A 15,868-nucleotide genomic window follows, 5' to 3' on the forward strand; every position below is an offset into this window, starting at 1 on the left:
CAACTTAATCTCGTGCTGACCCGACAACGAGCGCGTGGCCTTGAGGAGCGAGCGATGCGAGGCGTCAGACGATGGACCGCCCTGATCACCACGGCGGCCGCCACCTTGGCGGCGGGACTCTTAGTCCTGGCGCCGACGGCCGCTTTCGCGGCCGAAGGCTGCACGGTCGACTACAAGGCCCCCAGCCAGTGGCCCGGCGGTTTCACCGCCAACGTGACCGTGACCAACCTCGGCGCACCGGTCGACGGCTGGACGCTGGCGTGGACCTTCCCGTCCGGACAGCGCGTGACGCAGGCGTGGAACGCCGTTGTCACCATGTCGGGGGCCCAGGTCACCGCCAAGAACGTCGGCTACAACGGCGCGATCGCCACGAACGCGTCGGTCTCCTTCGGCTTCAACGGTTCCTGGTCGGGTACCAACACCGACCCGACCGCGTTCACCCTCAACGGCGTCCTGTGCGACGGCGGCGTCGGCGGCCCGACCACCCCGCCGACGACCACGCCGCCCCCGGGCGGCGGCCCGGACCCGATGGCGACGGTCGCCGCGATGCAGCCCGGCTGGAACCTCGGCAACTCGCTCGACTCCGTCGGCGCCGACGAGACCGCGTGGGGCAACCCGCGCGTCACCCAGGCACTGATCCAGAACGTCAAGGCGCAGGGCTACAAGAGCATCCGCGTACCCGTCACCTGGGACGGCCACCAGGGCGCGGGACCCGGCTACGCGATCGAGGCCGCGTACCTCACCCGGGTGCAGGAGGTCGTGAACTGGGCGTTGGCGGCCGACCTGTACGTCGTGCTCAACATCCACCACGACTCGTGGATCTGGATCGCCGACATGCAGGCGAACCACGCCACCGTCCTGGCCCGCTACAACGCGATCTGGACGGCGCTCGCGCAGCGCTTCCAGAACACCTCGCCGAGGCTGCTGTTCGAGAGCGTCAACGAGCCCCAGTTCAACAACGTCGACGACGCCACCGCCTACGGGCTCCTCAACGAACTCAACACCTCCTTCCACCGGATCGTGCGCGCCTCCGGCGGGGCCAACGCCACCCGGATCCTCGTCCTCCCGACCCTCCACACCAATGCCGACCAGGGACGCCTCGACGCCCTCAACGCCACCATCGGCGCGCTCGACGACCCGTACCTGGCCGCGACGGTGCACTACTACGGGTTCTGGCCGTTCAGCGTCAACGTCGCCGGGTACACCCGCTTCAACGCCGAGGTCCAGCAGGATCTCGTCGGCACCTTCGACCGGGTCCACAACGCCTTCGTCTCCCGGGGCGTGCCGGTGCTCATCGGCGAGTACGGACTGCTCGGCTTCGACGCCCACACCGGCACCATCGAGCAGGGTGAGAAGCTCAAGTTCTTCGAGTTCGCCGGGCATTACGCGCGGCAGCGGAACGTCACCCTCCAGCTGTGGGACAACGGCCAGCACTTCGGCCGGACGTCCTTCCAGTGGAGCGATCCCGAGCTGTTCGCGATGCTCAAGGCGAGCTGGACGGTCCGCTCGGGGACGGCGTCGTCCGACCAGGTCTTCGCCGAACGGGCGAGCGCGGTCACCGACAAGACGTTGACGCTCAACCTGAACGGCACCGCCTTCCGCGGTCTGCGCCAGGGCACGACTTCCCTGGTCCAGGGCACCGACTACACCGTGTCCGGCGACCAGCTGACGATCAAGGCGGCCACCTTGCGACGTCTGCTGGGCTCGAACCCGGCCTACGGGGTCCGGGCGAACCTGCACGCCGAGTTCTCGCAGGGCGCGCCGTGGCGGATCAGCGTCGTCTCCTTCGACACGCCGCTGGTGCAGAACGCCACGGGCACCACGGCTTCCTTCGCGGTGCCGACGCAGTTCCGCGGTGATCAGCTGGCCACGATGGAGGCGAAGTACGCCGACGGGAGCAACGCCGGACCGCACGACTGGACCTCGTTCAAGGAGTTCAGCCGGGCGTTCCAGCCCGACTACGCGGCAGGCGCCATCAGGCTGACGCCGGACTTCTTCGCCGCGGTCGCCGACGGCCGCGCGGTGACGCTGACCTTCCACTTCTGGAGCGGCCGGACCGTCGCCTACCACGTCACCGAGTCGGGCGGGAACGTCACCGGATCGACCACCTGACGGCGATCCCGGCCCGCCACGCCGACCCGGCGGGCCGGGGCCGACCGTCCGCACACGACCGTCGAGGAGAGAGGGACGACCTTGCGCCGTTCGCCCGTGTCCGCCGCCGAGTACCCGATCGTGCCGGGCTTCTACCCGGATCCGACCGTCTGCCGGGTGGGATCCGACTACTACCTGGCCCATTCGAGCTTCGAGTACTTCCCCGGCGCGCCGATCTTCCACAGCCGCGACCTGGTGACGTGGCGGCAGATCGGGAACATCCTGACCCGCCGGACCCAGTTCCGGCGCGGCGGCGGCGGGCCCTCGGGCGGGATCTACGGTTCGACGCTGCGGTTCCACGACGGACGGTTCTGGTTCGTGACGACCAATGTCGGCGACTTCGAGGCCGGGCAGGTCATCGTCACCGCCGAGGATCCCGCCGGGCCGTGGAGTGAGCCGGTGTTCGTCGGCGAGGCGATCGGGATCGACCCCGACCTGTGCTGGGACGACGCCGGCCGGTGTCTCCTGACCTGGAAGGCGTCGCCCGCCGAGGGACGCGGTGACGCGATCATGCAGGCGCGCCTCGATCCGGAGACCGGGAAGTTCGACGGCGAGGCGTACCCGCTGTGGCAGGGGACCGGGCTCGCCAACCCGGAGGCGCCCCACCTGTACCGCGTCGGCGGCCGCTGGTATCTGACCCTCGCCGAAGGCGGCACCGAGCGCGGGCACTGCGTTACCGTCGCGCGCGGCGACGGTCCACAAGGGCCGTTCGAGTCGTGCCCCGGCAACCCGGTCCTCACCCACCGCAGCACCACCCACCCGGTCCAGAACGCCGGGCACGCCGACCTGGTCTCGACCGCGGACGGCGGCTGGGCCGCGGTCTACCTCGCCGTACGCCCACGCGGCTTCACCCCGGCCTTCCACGTGCTCGGTCGCGAGACCTTCCTCGCCGGTGTCGACTGGGCCGACGGCTGGCCGGTCTTCGATGAGGGGCGCTTCACCGTCGAGCCCGCCGACACCGCCTTCACCGACGACTTCACCGAGCCCGGCCTCGACCCGCGCTGGGTCGTCCCCGGATCCGAACCCGAGACGATCACCGCGCGGCACCCGTCGGGCGGACTCGAACTGCGCCCGGCGCCCGACGGTTCACCGGGGCTGCTGTGCGCGCGCGTCCGCGACCTGTCCTGGCGTGCCGAGGCGACCTTCGACGGTTCCGGCCAGCTCCGGCTCCTCATCGACGACCGACACTGGTACGCGCTGACCTTCGACGGCGGGCGCGTCCAGGCGACCGTCCACATCGGAGACATCCGCCACGACCTCGACGCCGGGCCCGCCACCGGCGAGTCCGCGACCCTGCGGATCGCCGCGGTCTCGCCCACCCCGGGTGCCGCGATCCCCGGCCCCGACGAGATCGTGCTGTCCTACGGCGACGGCGAGAACTTCCGCGAGCTCGGCCGCCTCGACGGCCGCTACCTCTCCACCGAGGTCGCCGCCGGCTTCACCGGCCGGGTGCTCGCCTTCGGTTCGGCCGGGTCGCCGACGCTGCTGCGGAAGGCCGCGTACACGCCCGCCTGAAACATCGCACGACCTTCACCCGCGACGGGACGCGACCGCGTCCCGTCGCTTCTCGCGTCTCCTTGTTCACGTACCCGTCCTTGACGCGACTAGAGAAATCCTCTAGAAAAGAGTTATAGTCAGCGCGGGTACTTGTCACGCTTAAACCGCAAAAACCACCCGGGCGACCGTGGACGGGGGAGTCACATGGCCGATATCGAGAAGCCGCTCACCGCATGGCACGAGCGCCTCTTCGCCGTCCTGATGGCGCTCACCGACATCGAACTGCGCGGCACCGGCTTCATCCCCGACTACTCCCGCGACTCCCTGTCGGCGCTGGAACGCCACCTCCTCCGGCGGCTCGACGAACCCGGGCAGGCGGCACTGCCGGGCAACCGCGCCTTCGTCGAAGGCGCCGCCGCCTACCTCGGCGAAGCCCTCATGCGCGTGGCGGGCGGCGCCTGGACGTGGCCGGACGCCGACCTCGGCGGTCCCCCCGGCGGCCTCCCGGTCGCGACGGCGGACCCGGCCGTCGGCCTCGCGCCGGTGTCGCCGGTCCGCCTGCTCCAGGAAGCCGCGACCGCTCGTGACGCGGCACGTTTCACCACGGTCCACGACCTCTGGTCGCGCGCGGTCGAGGAGCACCGGCGCGCGGTCCCGTCATGGCGGCCTGTGAAGGAGCAGACCGAGGTCGACGATCCCGATCCCGGCGCGGCTCCGCTCGCGCGGTGGCTCGCCGCCCGCGCTTCCGCCGCCGACGCGTGGGCGCGCGCCTACGCCCCCGACGAGGACTGGGACTTCTCGCCGGACTCGCTGTCGCGGCTGCAAGAACTCGTCCGTCGGAAGACCCCGACGAAGGAGTCGCTGAAGGACCCGGCCAACCACGACTTCCGGGAGGGTGCGGCCTGGTACCTGGGCGAGGTCCTCCGCCGCGGAGTCGGCGGCCGGTGGAACCACAACCCCGACGGAGGCGACCACCCCTATCTCGAAGCACTCGGACCGAAGCACCACACGTCCATGCCGTTCGTGGCCCTCCGGATCGCGCTCCGGCGCGACGGCTACCTCCGGCGGCACTTCGACGACCTCGCACGCTGATCCCCTGGGGAGTGCAGACATGAACCGGTTATTCCGACGTATCTCCGCGAGCGCCACCTGCCTTCTGCTGCTGCTCGTCTCGATCGCCTACATCGCGGCACCCGTCCCGGCACGGGCCGAACCGGTGCCACCCGGCCCGTACCGCATCGGCGCGGGGTTCACGCCCCCGGTGAACCAGCCCCCCGTGGAATTCGACGTCCCCTCCGTGGGTTTCTGGAGCGACGAACTCACCTGGAACAAGGACACCGAGGAGATCAGCTGGGGCACCTTGACCTACGACTGGGAGGAGATCGAGGAGATCGCCCAGCTCGACTCGATCCAGCCGTCCGGCGACTACCTGGTCGGGTCCATCGAGCACGTGCTCAGCCGCTGGCACAAGTGGCGGGTGAAACCCAAGAACAGCGCCGACTGGGCGAAGATGTCGGCGAGCGCCAGGGCCAAGAAGTGGGGCACCTGGCTGAAGACCTACGGGACCAGCACGTCCAACGGACTCCAGGGCACCGGTTTCGAGCTCCTCGTCGGCCAGGTTCAGGGCTACACCGCGCAGGGCTTCGAGCACGACACGAAGGTCAGCGAGAACATCGACGAGCGTCCCGACTTCGGGCTGCGCACCGGCCCTGAGAGTTACTCCCATCTCGTCGAGGTGAAATCGGGCGCGTGGACCATGGAGCAGATCAGGTCCCGCTTCGAACTCGCCGTCCAGACCGGTGCGACGAAACTCGACGTGTACTTCTCCAAACGACCGGGCAAGAAGAGGATCGCCGAACTGGAGCGACTCGCCGCCGAGTACCCGGGCGTCGAGTCCCGGCTCTTCGTCTACCCCGCCAAGGCCCGAAAGATCGTCAATCCCAGCACCTACGAGAACCCGCCGGACGGAAGCGGAAGCGGTGCCGCGCCACCGAGCGGCCCCGGTCCCACCTCGCCTCCGGGTTCGCTCGTGGCGGGCGGCCAGAACGGCGCCGAAAGCCCGTCGACGGACGCCTTCTCGGGTTCTCCCGCCTCCCCCGAAGAGGCCGCGGAGACCTCGGAGATGACCGAGCAGCTCGCCCAGGACAGCGGCTACAACAGCAGCGGGGACGCCGAGATGACGTCCGACCAGCTCGGCGGCGTCGACTTCTCCACACTGGAACTGCGCTACGTCTCCGACACCTACGACGGCGGACTCGGTACGGGCGTCGACTACGCCTACTCCGTCGACGCCGCCGAGGGAGTCGACGTCTCCTACGGTGGACGCGAGAGCGCCCAGCTCGCCGCCGACGCGTTCTTCACCTGGCTGGCCCTGCCCACCGACACCTTCTGGGTGAACCTCAACCCCGATGAGCCCGACCGGATCATCGACGAGGACTTCGGGAGCACCGACGCCGGCCGGGTGCTCCTCGAAGCCGACCTGGACATGAAGAAGATCGTCGCCGACTTCATCCACCCGGACACCAAGGGCGGCGCGAAGTACTGGGAGGCGCTCCGCGGCGAGACCAAGTGCATCTCGATGCGCCAGTGGATCGTCCCGAAGCCCGCGGTCGTGAAGGACGACGGCGACTCGCTGTTCATCCTCGACGCGCCCCTCGAAGTGAAGATGGAGGGCGAGTACCTCGAATCCAAAGGCGCCGGCGGCACCGCCGGATGCTCCGGGCAGTCCGGCGGGGACACCGACCACAACGAGGGCGTCTACGCCGACCTGATCCTGCCGAAGGTCGAGGAGGCGGTCAACACCGCGCCCGAGTTCGCCGAACTGCGGCGGGTGTACGCCAGCCGGGTCGCCGCCGAGTGGTACCGGCACCGCAGCGAGACCAAGACCACCGCCTACAGCGACATCATCGACTCCGGTGATGTCAGCGCGTGGCCGGCCCGTGAGGACTGGGACCCCAAGGACGTCTTCGACGACTACGTGAAGTCCTACACCGAGGGCGAGTTCAACGTCGAACGCCGGACGCGCCAAGGCGACTACATCGTGACCACGACCTACATCTACGGCGGCGTCACGTTCTTCGACGTGCCGAGCCGCTCGGTGAGCGACGAGGAGTTCGCCGCCGAGCACCCGGCGCTCAACGCGGCCGTCGGCGAGTCGATGCTCGCGCCGACCGTCGAGGAGGGAGCCGCCGGGATCTGGCTCGGCGGACGGTCGACCGAGCGTCCCTTGTGGGACCCGCTGCCACCGCCGCCCACGCCGCTCGGGAACCCGTTCTTCTGGGTGTTGTCGACGCTGCCCGTGGCCGGGTGGCTCGCCGTCGGCGTGTTCCTCTGGCGACGGAAGACGAAGGCCACGACACCGCCGACGTTCGCCGGCACGAGCGGACCGGTGACGCGATGAGCACGCTTCACCTGCCGCAGACGGCCCCGCCGAAGCGTCCGCCCGGCGTGTTCGCCGCCTCCTACCTCCTGACCGGTTCGGCGGCGTTCTGGCTGGCGGCGGCCGTCGCGACACTGTTCGCGCTGCCCCAGTACGACCGGTACCACAGCGACCTCGCGCAGGACCCCGACGCGGGCTCAGGTGTCGTGGCGCTGCTCGTCCTGTTCGCCACCGGCGCCATCGCCGCGGCGGGCCTGGCGGTCCTCCTCGCCGTCCTCGACGCCCAAGGCCGCCGTCCGGCGCGCGTGATGACCTGGATCCTCTGCGGATCCGCCGCCTGCGCGGCGGGCCTGATGCTGCTGTCGGATCCTTTCACCGCGACCACCTGGCATCACGTCCTGATGGTCGGATCGTCGATCCTGACCCTGGTCCTGGTCACGGTCGTGATCGTCCTGCTCGCCCTGCGCTCCTCCGGGGGTTACTTCCGCGGTGTTCTCCTCGCGAGACAGGCCGCCGCGCGCCTGGCCTACATGGCCCGGTACCCACCGGCCGCCGCCTACCCGCAGGCGCCTCCGGGTTGGACCGTCTACAACCCGCCGCTTCCTCGCCCGCAACAGTTCGGCCCGCCGCCCCCGCACCGCCCGGCTCCACCGGCTCCACCGGCTCCACCGGCTCCACCGGCTCCACCGGCGGAGTCTGGGTGGGGACGGCCGGGTTAGGTCGAGACTCGCCGCCGGGCAGCCCCCGGGTTGCCCGGCGGAGTGCTTCGGGGCAAGGCCGCGACCGCCCGAACCGCACACCGGACACTCCAAGACACGAAGTCCGTCAGCAGGAGGACCGCGCCGAAGAGCCCGCACGATCGAGCCGAAGGGAGCCCGTCGAGGCCCCACGGCGACGGCGAGCGCCTCGCCGCTTCGGCCACGGCGATCCACCGTGTCGGCGAGCACCGCCCCCGGCACCGATGTTCGGCCCCTGAGTCCCACATCACTCACCCCTGCGTTCCGGCCCCGCCCTGGGTGATCATGACCGGATGGACGCCCGTTTCCTCGGCATCGCCGAACTCACCGAAGTCCCCTCCGTCGCGGTCGTCGTCGACGTCATGCGCGCCTTCACCGTCGCGGCCTGGGCCTTCGCCCGAGGGGCCGAGAGGATCGTGCTCGCCGAGTCGCTGGACGAGGCCCTGGCGCTCAAGTCGCGCCATCCCGGCTGGGTGGCGCTCAAGGACGGTCCGCCGGCACCGGGGTTCGACACGGTCAACTCGCCGGGCATGCTGCGGTCGATCGGCCTCGGTGGGCGGACCGTCGTGCAGAAGACGACGGCGGGGACGGTCGGGGCGCTCGCGGTCAAGGACGCGTCGCTGGTGCTGTGCGCTTCCTTCGTGGTCGCCGAGGCGACGGCCCGGCTCCTGCGGGAGCGCGAGCCCGACCGGGTCACCTTCGTGGTCACCGGCGAGGACGGGCGCGCTGACGAGGACCTGGCGTGCGCCCAGTACATCGCGCGGAGGACCACCGAGACGGCGACCGACGCCACCGAGTACCTCAGCCGCGCCGGCGACTCGCGGGCCGCCACCGAACTCACGGAGGGCATCCGCGAGGGAGTCCACCCCGACGACGTCGCGCTCTGCCTCGAACTCGACCGCTTCCCGTTCGCCATGGTGGCGACGGCGGAGGACGGCCTCATGGTCCTCCGCCCGCACGCCGGCTGACTCGCCCCTACGCGACGTCGGGTCGCGTCATCAGCGGCGACCGCAGATGCAGCGCCAGGTCGGGGCTCGTCAGGGGCACGACGTTCCACGTCGCGACCGCCGTCCCGGTGACCGCGTCGACCACCAAACGGACCCGGTGCGGGCTGGTGATGACGTGGAAGTCGGCGACGAAGGTGTCGTCCTGCCAGGCGCCGGTCGCGACGAGCGGCCGCCCGAGCGGCGCGCTCTCCCACCATTCGCCGTGGCCGACCTCGATCGTGAGGGACGGCCCGAGCCGGACGAGCCACCCGCGCTCGGCCGGTTCGACGACCACCGTGGACTCACCGGGCAGTGCCGAGTCCGCGACGGAGGCGTCGACGGTCGCCTTCGCGGAACGCCCGGGGGCGGCCGAACCCGGCACCGTCGGCAAGGACAGGTGCCGCAGGCGCTCGGCGAGACGTTCGTCGTCCTCGGCGCCGTCCGCCTTGTCCAGGCCGGGCAGCAGGCACTCCCAGACCGGGTCGAGCACCGTCTCGCCGCCGCCCGTTCGAGCGCCGGTCACGGCGACCACCAGGTCGTGCTCCGGGAGGACCAGGCAGTACTGGCCGAAGGAACCCTCACCGCGATAACCGTGGCGCGACATCCAGAACTGGTAGCCGTAGCCGCGAAGCGTGTCGGGGTTGACCGACCAGCCTTCGACCTGACGCGTCTCGATGTGCCGCCCGGTGGCCAGTTCGACCCATTCGCGCGGGACGAGCTGCCGGTCGCCCCAGCGGCCGCCGCGAAGCAGCAGCTCACCGAAGGCGGCGACGGCCTCGGTCGTGAGGTGCAGCCCGTGGAAGCCGAAGGAGGCGCCGCCGGCCACCCGGTCCCAGTCGGCGTGGTCGACGCCCATCGGGGTGAACAGCCGCTCGTCGAGCAGTTCCGGGAGGCCGCGGCCCGTCGCCCGCTCGACCATGCGCGCCAGGACGTAGGTGGTCGCGTTGTCGTAGGCGTGCCGGGTTCCTTCGGGCGCGGAGAACGGCACGCGCAGGAAACCCTTCACCAGGTCGTCCGGTTCCAGTTGCCAGGCCTCGGTGAGGCTGTCGGTGTCGCGCCCGACCGTCATCGACAGCAGGTGGTGGACGGTGAGGCGGCGGGCCTGCTCGGGGATGCCGTCCGGAACCCGGTCGGGAAGGACGTCCACGATGCGATCGTCCAGCGACAGTAGGCCGTCGGCGATCGCGAGCCCCACGGCCACCGCGGTGAAGGACTTGGTCAGCGAGTAGAGGAGATGCGGACGCGCGGCCGAGTATGGCGCCCACCAGCCCTCGGCGACGACGTGTCCATGACGTACGACCATGATCGAGTGGCACTCGACGGAGTCGGCCGCGAGCCGGTCCAGCAGTGCCGAGATCGCGCGGGACGAGACACCCGAGGCCGCGGGCGCCGAACGCGGCAGCAGGGCGTGTGGGGAAGGCATTCAGGCACAGTAACCAAGGCCCACGATCAAGTCACGCGCCTTAGAGGGCCTCGGCGGGGGACTCGGGTGCGAGTGAGCCGTTCGACTGCCGTCGCGGTGCTCACGAGTGAGAGCCCGACGAAAAGGATCCGCGGTCCGCCTTGCCGGCGGAGGACATTGAAGTGCTCGGCCGACTCGCGATCCCGCTGGAGCACATGATCGCGGTCCTCGCGGTCGCGCCTGTGGCGGAACCGGTGCTCATGCCCCCTGTGCGGGCGGCCGTGGGCCGGTGGGGGACCGGTCGCGTCGACGCGACCGGCGCCGCCGCCGCGGTCGCGACGGTGATCATCGTGCTGGCCGCCGTCCGCCCCATGCCGGGAGCCACGAGGGCCCCTGACCACCCTTCCGGCCACCCGAACAGAAAAACTCCAGCGGCCGCTGTAGACATCCGGCCGCAGAAGTGTTAGGTTTTCTCTCGTAGAGCAGCGAGGGTCCATAAGGGACGGCAGCGACTAGCCGTCCGTGCTGGATTGCGGACCCGCCGGTCGAGCCGCTACGCGAACGGGCTCCCGGCGAGGTTCGCGGACGGTCGCGTCATGGGCCGTTCCGAGAAGTGAAAGGCAAGGCACGACGGCAAGACGCAAGCGGAGCGCGGCTCAGGCGACCGGGACCAGGTGATCGCAAGAGGGTCCCGGGGCGGTGTGCCGCGACGAGTGGAAAGGCAATGAAAGTCAAGGACCACAGCGGTCAGGAACCAATGGGAAAGGAGTGAGTGCGCCATCGGAGATCACCCGCGCGGCCGGAAGATCCGGTCTCCCGGGTGTAGCGGTCCCATCGAAAGGAAGGTGGTCAGCGGTATCGACAACGCATTCGCGGGTCGCCGCCACCTTCGTGGTAGACACGCGGTTCGATACCGGCCATTGATGGTCGGTTGATGGTGTAAGAACACTCCGGGCTCCGGTGCATCCGCACCGGAGCCCCTGTCCGCGTTCACCGAGAGGTTGCCATTATTGGAAGCACAGGATCTGCCCACCGCGGGCACCGAGGACAAGTTCGACGATGACAACTACCCCGCGTACAGCATGGGACGGGCCGCCGAACTCCTCGGCGTGACACAGGCGTTCCTGCGTTCGCTGGACACCGCCAAGCTCATCAGCCCTCAGCGCTCCGACGGCGGCCACCGCCGTTACTCGCGCTTCCAGCTTCGCCTGGCGGGCCGGGCCCGTGAACTCGTCGACCAGGGCACGCCCCTCGAATCCGCCTGCCGCATCATCATCCTGGAAGACCTGCTCGCCGACGCCCTGCGCATCAACGCCGAACGCGATGCCCACGGCAAGACCGAGGAGGTGTCCTGACGGCCGTCCCCTCACACGAGCCGCCCACCTGAGCCCGGGCCGGTACGGAACGGGAACCGAGCGACGCTCGTCAGGCAGCCGCCGACACGGCGGGAAGACCTCGACGTCGTCTCGGCGGTACGGCGTGTCGTCGCCCTCCAGGCCCAGGACGCGGCCTCGCCGTACCCGGCACCGTGAAACCGGCTCGCCGACTTCGAGGCCGGGCCTCGCGGCCCGGGCCCTCGCGGCCTTCCCACGGGATCGCGATCCCGCGATGTACCGGCGCTACGGGCGCTGGTGGGCGGAGCTGCCGTTCGCTGAGGTGCCGGTCCCGCCGGGGGCGTCCCGGACCGGTGCCCCCTTGCTCCACGACCCACGCGCGGGACCGCTCCCGGTGCCGGTTCCCTAGACTCGGCGCGACATCCGCGTCCGTACACATCGGACATACACCCCGCGAGGTCGCGATGAGCGCAGGCAAACGGCACGGCGGCCCCTGGCCGATCGCCTTCGACACCACCGGACTGGAGCGGGAGGGCGACGCCCCGTCGTGGATCGACCCCTCCACCGGCCACGGCGTCTCCGTCAGCGTCAAGGAGGGGCCGCCCTTCAACGCCGCGTGGATGAGCGACGAGGCGAGCCTGCGGCGCGGCTTCGCGGGCATGTTCGCCCCGCTCGGCTGCCTCATCGAGGCCGAACTCGTGCCGTTCGGCGGTGCCCGCGCGGTCCGCCAGGTGATGAAGATGCCCCACCCGCGCTACGAGCACGGGACGATCTTCGCGACCGTCTTCACCCTCACCAAGGCCACCCGCTACGCCCAGATCACGGCCTTCGCGGCCGAAGGCGGCCCGAACCAGTACACCGGGATCCGCGAGACCGTCGTGGCGGCGAAGCTGGGGATCCCGGCGGACGGGCCTTCGCATCCCTACGACCCCGGCCTTTCATCGCTGCTGCCCTTCAACCGCAGCGATGACGCGGCCTTCGACGCCCAGTTCCCCGAGCACCCGCTGACGTGGGTCCGGGCGGCGGGCCGTCACATCCACGCGACGGCGGTGGTGGCACCCGAGTACGCGGGGCTGCCGGAGCTGGCGCCACCGGGCGGGACGCGATAGCGGACGGTTGATCGGCGGCCCCTCCACCGCGATGATGTCCCGATGGACCTCGTGGCGCTGCTGCCCGCCTTCGTTCTCGCCGTTCTCCTGATCTCGGCGTCTCCCGGGCCCGCGATGGCCCTGATCCTCCGGCGTGCGGCCGTGCGCGGCTTCGGCGGCGCGGTGCCGACCGTCCTCGGCCTCGAAGCCGGGCTGTACCTGTGGGCGCTCTGCGCCGCCGCGGGCCTGGCCGCCCTGGTCGCCGCGTCCACGGTCGCCCTGATCGTCATCCGCGTCGCCGGTGCCGTCTTCCTGGTCTACCTGGGCGTCAGGGCATGGCGGTCGGCGTGGCGCAGCCGTCGCGATCTCGCGGTGGCGCCCGCCGTCGAGGAACCGCCGGCGTCGGCCGGCGGGTGGTGGAAGGCCTTCGGTGAAGGCACCGCCGTCATGCTGGCCAACCCCAAGGCGGCCGCGTTCATGATCGCCTTCTATCCGCAGTTCGTTCCCGAAGGCCGCCCGCTGTTCGCCACGACCGCGCTGCTCGCCCTGCTGCAGGTCGCGCTGGAGATCGGCCTCTACCTGGGGCTGGCGGCGGTGGTCGGCCGCGCGGGCCGCTGGTTCCGCCGGTCGAGGGTCCGCCGCCGCCTCGACGCGATCAGCGGCACGGTCCTGATCGCCCTCGGCGTGCGCATGGCGGCCGAGGGCTGAAAGCCCGGCGCCCGGGCGGCACTCCTTATAGCGTTTCTGCGACACCCCCTGTCCGGCACGACGACAGACGGGACGGCCGAACCGTGGAGCGAGACGCGAACGACCCGCCGCTGAGGATCACCGTGCGCGGAGCCCGGGTGCACAACCTGCGCGACGTCGACATCACCATCCCGCTGCGACGGCTGGTCGCCGTGGCGGGGGTGTCGGGGTCCGGGAAGTCCTCGCTCGCGCTCGGTGTGCTCTACGCCGAAGGCTCGCGCCGGTACCTGGAGGCGCTGTCGACCTACACGCGCAGGCGGCTGGCGCAGGCGCCCCGCGCGGAGGTCGACGCCGTCGAGCACGTCCCGGCCGCGCTGGCGCTGCGGCAACGGCCGGGTGTCCCGTCGATCCGCTCGACCTTCGGCACCTCCACCGAGCTCCTCAGCTACCTGCGCCTGATGTACTCCCGCCTCGGCTCCCACCTGTGCCCCAACGGCCACCCACAGGAGCCGACGATCGACGTCGCGATGGGAGCGTCGCTGACCTGTCCCACCTGCGGGGTGACCTTCGATCCGCCTGGGGCGGAGTCGTTCGCGTTCAACTCCGATGGCGCCTGCCCACGCTGCGAGGGGACCGGTGTGGTGCGCGAGGTTGACGAGGACACGCTCGTGCCCGACCCGTCCAAGTCGATCGACGACGGCGCCGTCGCCCCCTGGTCGATGTTCGGGCTGACCGTGATGCCCCAGGTGGTCGCCGAGCTGGGCGTGCGCACCGACGTCCCCTACGCCGACCTGAGCGCCGGTGAACGCGAGACGGTTCTGCGCGGGCCGGAGGTCAAGCGGCACATCCGCGTCCCGTCGAAGAGCGGGAAACTCTTCGACCTCAACTTCACCTACCGCAACGCGCGCCTGGCGGTCGAGGAGGCGGTCCGCAACGCCACGAGCGAGAAGGGCCTCGGCCGCGTGGGCCGCTTCCTCTGCGTGCGGACCTGCTCCGACTGCGGCGGGACACGCCTGAGCGAACGCGCCCGCTCCACCACCGTCGACGGCGTCGGACTCGCCGAGGCGACCGCCAAGACCCTCGCCGAGCTGGCGGAGTGGGTGCCGAAGGTCGTCGCCGAACTCCCGGGCGACATGGAGCGCATGGGCCGCACCATCACCGCCCAGTTCGACGAGATCGCGCGGCGGCTCATCGGGCTGGGACTGTCCTACCTGAGCCTCGACCGGGCCGCCTCGACCCTGTCGACGGGGGAGCGCCAGCGCGTCCAGCTCACCCGCGCGGTGCGCAACGAGACCACGGGCGTCCTCTACGTCCTCGACGAGCCGTCGATCGGCCTCCATCCGTCCAACGTGGACGGACTCCTCGTCGTGATGCGCGACCTCCTCGCCGACGGCAACTCGGTGCTGATGGTCGACCACGACGTCCAGGTCCTGCGCGAGGCCGACTGGTTCATCGAGATCGGTCCCGGCGCGGGTGCCCACGGCGGCCGGATCATCGCCACCGGCGACGCCGCCGCCATCGCCGCCGACCCCGGCTCGCTCATCGGCCCCTTCCTCGACGGCCGCGAACCGGTTCGGGTCCGCCCACGCGCGTCCCGCGAGGAGCTGTTCGACCTCGGGCGGGTGCGTCTCACCACTCGCCGGCTGCACACGGTCCATCCGCTCGACCTCGACCTTCCCGCAGGACGGCTCATCGCGGTGACCGGTGTGTCGGGGTCGGGGAAGACCACGCTCGTCCTCGAAAGCCTCGTCCCAGGGCTCAAGGCGGCGATCGCGGGCAAAGCCTTGCCGCCGCAGGTCGCGGGCATCGAGCCCGGGCCGGTCACGCGCGTCAACGTCGTCGACAGCACGCCGATCGGCGCCAACGTACGGTCCACGGTGGCCACGTACAGCGGCCTCCTCGACGACCTGCGCCGTGCCTACGCCGCCACGCCCGAGGCGAAGCGGGCCGGACTGCGCGCCGGCGACTTCTCCTACAACACCGGATCGCTGCGCTGCCCGCGCTGCGAAGGCACGGGCGAGGTCTCACTCGACGTGCAGTTCCTGCCCGACGTCGACATCGTCTGCCCCGCCTGCCAGGGCTCGCGCTACGCACCCGAGGCCGCCCGCCACGAGCGCGACGGGATCTCGCTGCCCGGCCTGCTCGGTCTCACCGCGACCGAGGCGGCCGGGGTTCTCGGCGGGCTGCGCAAGGTCGGGGCGAGACTCCAGACCCTCGCCGACCTCGGTCTCGGCTACCTGACGCTCGGCGAAGCGACGCCCGCGCTCTCGGGCGGCGAGGCGCAGCGCCTCAAGCTCGCCTCCGAGCTGGGCCGGGACCAGCGCGACACGCTGTTCGTCTTCGACGAGCCGAGCGTCGGTCTGCACCCGCTCGACGTGCGCACGCTCCTCGACGTCCTCACGCGCCTGACCGGTAACGGTGCCACCGTCGTCGTGATCGAGCACGACCTCGACCTGATCGCCAACGCCGACCACGTCGTCGACATGGGACCGGGCGGTGGATCCGAAGGCGGGACCATCGTCGCGTCGGGCACGCCGGAGGAGCTGGCGGGCGACTCGCGGAGTCTCACCGGCCGCTACCTCGCCCGGCATCTGGGTGCCGGTTGAG

The 15,868-nt window shown here is 70.9% G+C and carries 11 protein-coding genes; 10 read left to right on the top strand and 1 reads right to left on the bottom strand.

The window, feature by feature from the left end; genetic code table 11:
• Positions 1-54 precede the first annotated feature (54 nt).
• The 6 genes from HNR73_RS02420 to HNR73_RS02445 all read left to right on the top strand — a co-directional run bounded on the left by HNR73_RS02420 (position 55) and on the right by HNR73_RS02445 (position 8,732).
• On the top strand, positions 55-2,112 hold the full coding sequence (locus HNR73_RS02420) for a cellulase family glycosylhydrolase (RefSeq protein ID WP_184785537.1): 2,058 nt from the start codon (positions 55-57) through the stop codon (positions 2,110-2,112).
• An 81-nt stretch (positions 2,113-2,193) separates the two neighbouring features.
• The gene (locus tag HNR73_RS02425; RefSeq protein ID WP_203686081.1) at positions 2,194-3,666 is read left to right on the top strand and encodes a glycoside hydrolase family 43 protein; all 1,473 of its coding nucleotides are present in this window, start codon (positions 2,194-2,196) and stop codon (positions 3,664-3,666) included.
• A 186-nt stretch (positions 3,667-3,852) separates the two neighbouring features.
• Positions 3,853-4,740: a hypothetical protein gene (locus HNR73_RS02430; RefSeq protein ID WP_184785538.1), complete on the top strand. Its 888-nt coding sequence runs from the start codon at positions 3,853-3,855 to the stop codon at positions 4,738-4,740.
• A gap of 19 nt (positions 4,741-4,759) precedes the next feature.
• On the top strand, positions 4,760-7,048 hold the full coding sequence (locus HNR73_RS02435) for a hypothetical protein (protein WP_184785539.1): 2,289 nt from the start codon (positions 4,760-4,762) through the stop codon (positions 7,046-7,048).
• A complete protein-coding gene (locus HNR73_RS02440) occupies positions 7,045-7,746 on the top strand; it encodes a hypothetical protein (RefSeq protein ID WP_184785540.1) in 702 nt (233 codons plus the stop codon). Before HNR73_RS02435 ends, HNR73_RS02440 begins: the two co-directional genes overlap by 4 nt.
• Before the next feature lie 311 nt (positions 7,747-8,057).
• On the top strand, positions 8,058-8,732 hold the full coding sequence (locus HNR73_RS02445; protein ID WP_184785541.1) for a 2-phosphosulfolactate phosphatase: 675 nt from the start codon (positions 8,058-8,060) through the stop codon (positions 8,730-8,732).
• A 7-nt stretch (positions 8,733-8,739) separates the two neighbouring features.
• Here the strand turns inward: HNR73_RS02445 and HNR73_RS02450 are convergent, their stop codons facing one another.
• Positions 8,740-10,173 carry a serine hydrolase domain-containing protein gene (locus HNR73_RS02450; RefSeq protein WP_184785542.1) on the bottom strand — a complete coding sequence of 478 codons (1,434 nt, stop codon included), beginning with the start codon at positions 10,171-10,173 and terminating at the stop codon, positions 8,740-8,742.
• Between the two features lie 1,061 nt (positions 10,174-11,234).
• Here HNR73_RS02450 and HNR73_RS02455 point away from each other — a divergent pair.
• From HNR73_RS02455 to HNR73_RS02470, 4 genes are all read left to right on the top strand, one after another.
• Positions 11,235-11,507 carry a helix-turn-helix domain-containing protein gene (locus tag HNR73_RS02455; protein WP_184785738.1) on the top strand — a complete coding sequence of 91 codons (273 nt, stop codon included), beginning with the start codon at positions 11,235-11,237 and terminating at the stop codon, positions 11,505-11,507.
• A 443-nt stretch (positions 11,508-11,950) separates the two neighbouring features.
• Positions 11,951-12,595, top strand: coding sequence for a hypothetical protein (locus HNR73_RS02460; protein WP_184785543.1), 645 nt, complete (start codon positions 11,951-11,953; stop codon positions 12,593-12,595).
• Positions 12,596-12,637: 42 nt separating this feature from the next.
• The gene (locus tag HNR73_RS02465; RefSeq protein ID WP_184785544.1) at positions 12,638-13,282 is read left to right on the top strand and encodes a LysE family translocator; all 645 of its coding nucleotides are present in this window, start codon (positions 12,638-12,640) and stop codon (positions 13,280-13,282) included.
• 122 nt (positions 13,283-13,404) lie between these two features.
• Positions 13,405-15,867 (top strand): excinuclease ABC subunit UvrA, encoded by a 2,463-nt coding sequence (locus tag HNR73_RS02470; protein WP_203686079.1) that lies wholly within the window; start codon positions 13,405-13,407, stop codon positions 15,865-15,867.
• The last annotated feature ends 1 nt before the right edge of the window (position 15,868 follow it).

The organism is Phytomonospora endophytica (assembly GCF_014202425.1).
Lineage (GTDB): Bacteria > Actinomycetota > Actinomycetes > Mycobacteriales > Micromonosporaceae > Phytomonospora > Phytomonospora endophytica.

Coding starts and splice junctions, on each gene's coding strand:
- HNR73_RS02450 (WP_184785542.1), bottom strand. CDS start 10,173: ATGCCTTCCCCACACGCCCTGCTGCCGCGTTCGGCGCCCGCGGCCTCG.
- HNR73_RS02430 (WP_184785538.1), top strand. CDS start 3,853: ATGGCCGATATCGAGAAGCCGCTCACCGCATGGCACGAGCGCCTCTTC.
- HNR73_RS02455 (WP_184785738.1), top strand. CDS start 11,235: ATGGGACGGGCCGCCGAACTCCTCGGCGTGACACAGGCGTTCCTGCGT.
- HNR73_RS02420 (WP_184785537.1), top strand. CDS start 55: ATGCGAGGCGTCAGACGATGGACCGCCCTGATCACCACGGCGGCCGCC.
- HNR73_RS02465 (WP_184785544.1), top strand. CDS start 12,638: ATGGACCTCGTGGCGCTGCTGCCCGCCTTCGTTCTCGCCGTTCTCCTG.
- HNR73_RS02435 (WP_184785539.1), top strand. CDS start 4,760: ATGAACCGGTTATTCCGACGTATCTCCGCGAGCGCCACCTGCCTTCTG.
- HNR73_RS02460 (WP_184785543.1), top strand. CDS start 11,951: ATGAGCGCAGGCAAACGGCACGGCGGCCCCTGGCCGATCGCCTTCGAC.
- HNR73_RS02440 (WP_184785540.1), top strand. CDS start 7,045: ATGAGCACGCTTCACCTGCCGCAGACGGCCCCGCCGAAGCGTCCGCCC.
- HNR73_RS02445 (WP_184785541.1), top strand. CDS start 8,058: ATGGACGCCCGTTTCCTCGGCATCGCCGAACTCACCGAAGTCCCCTCC.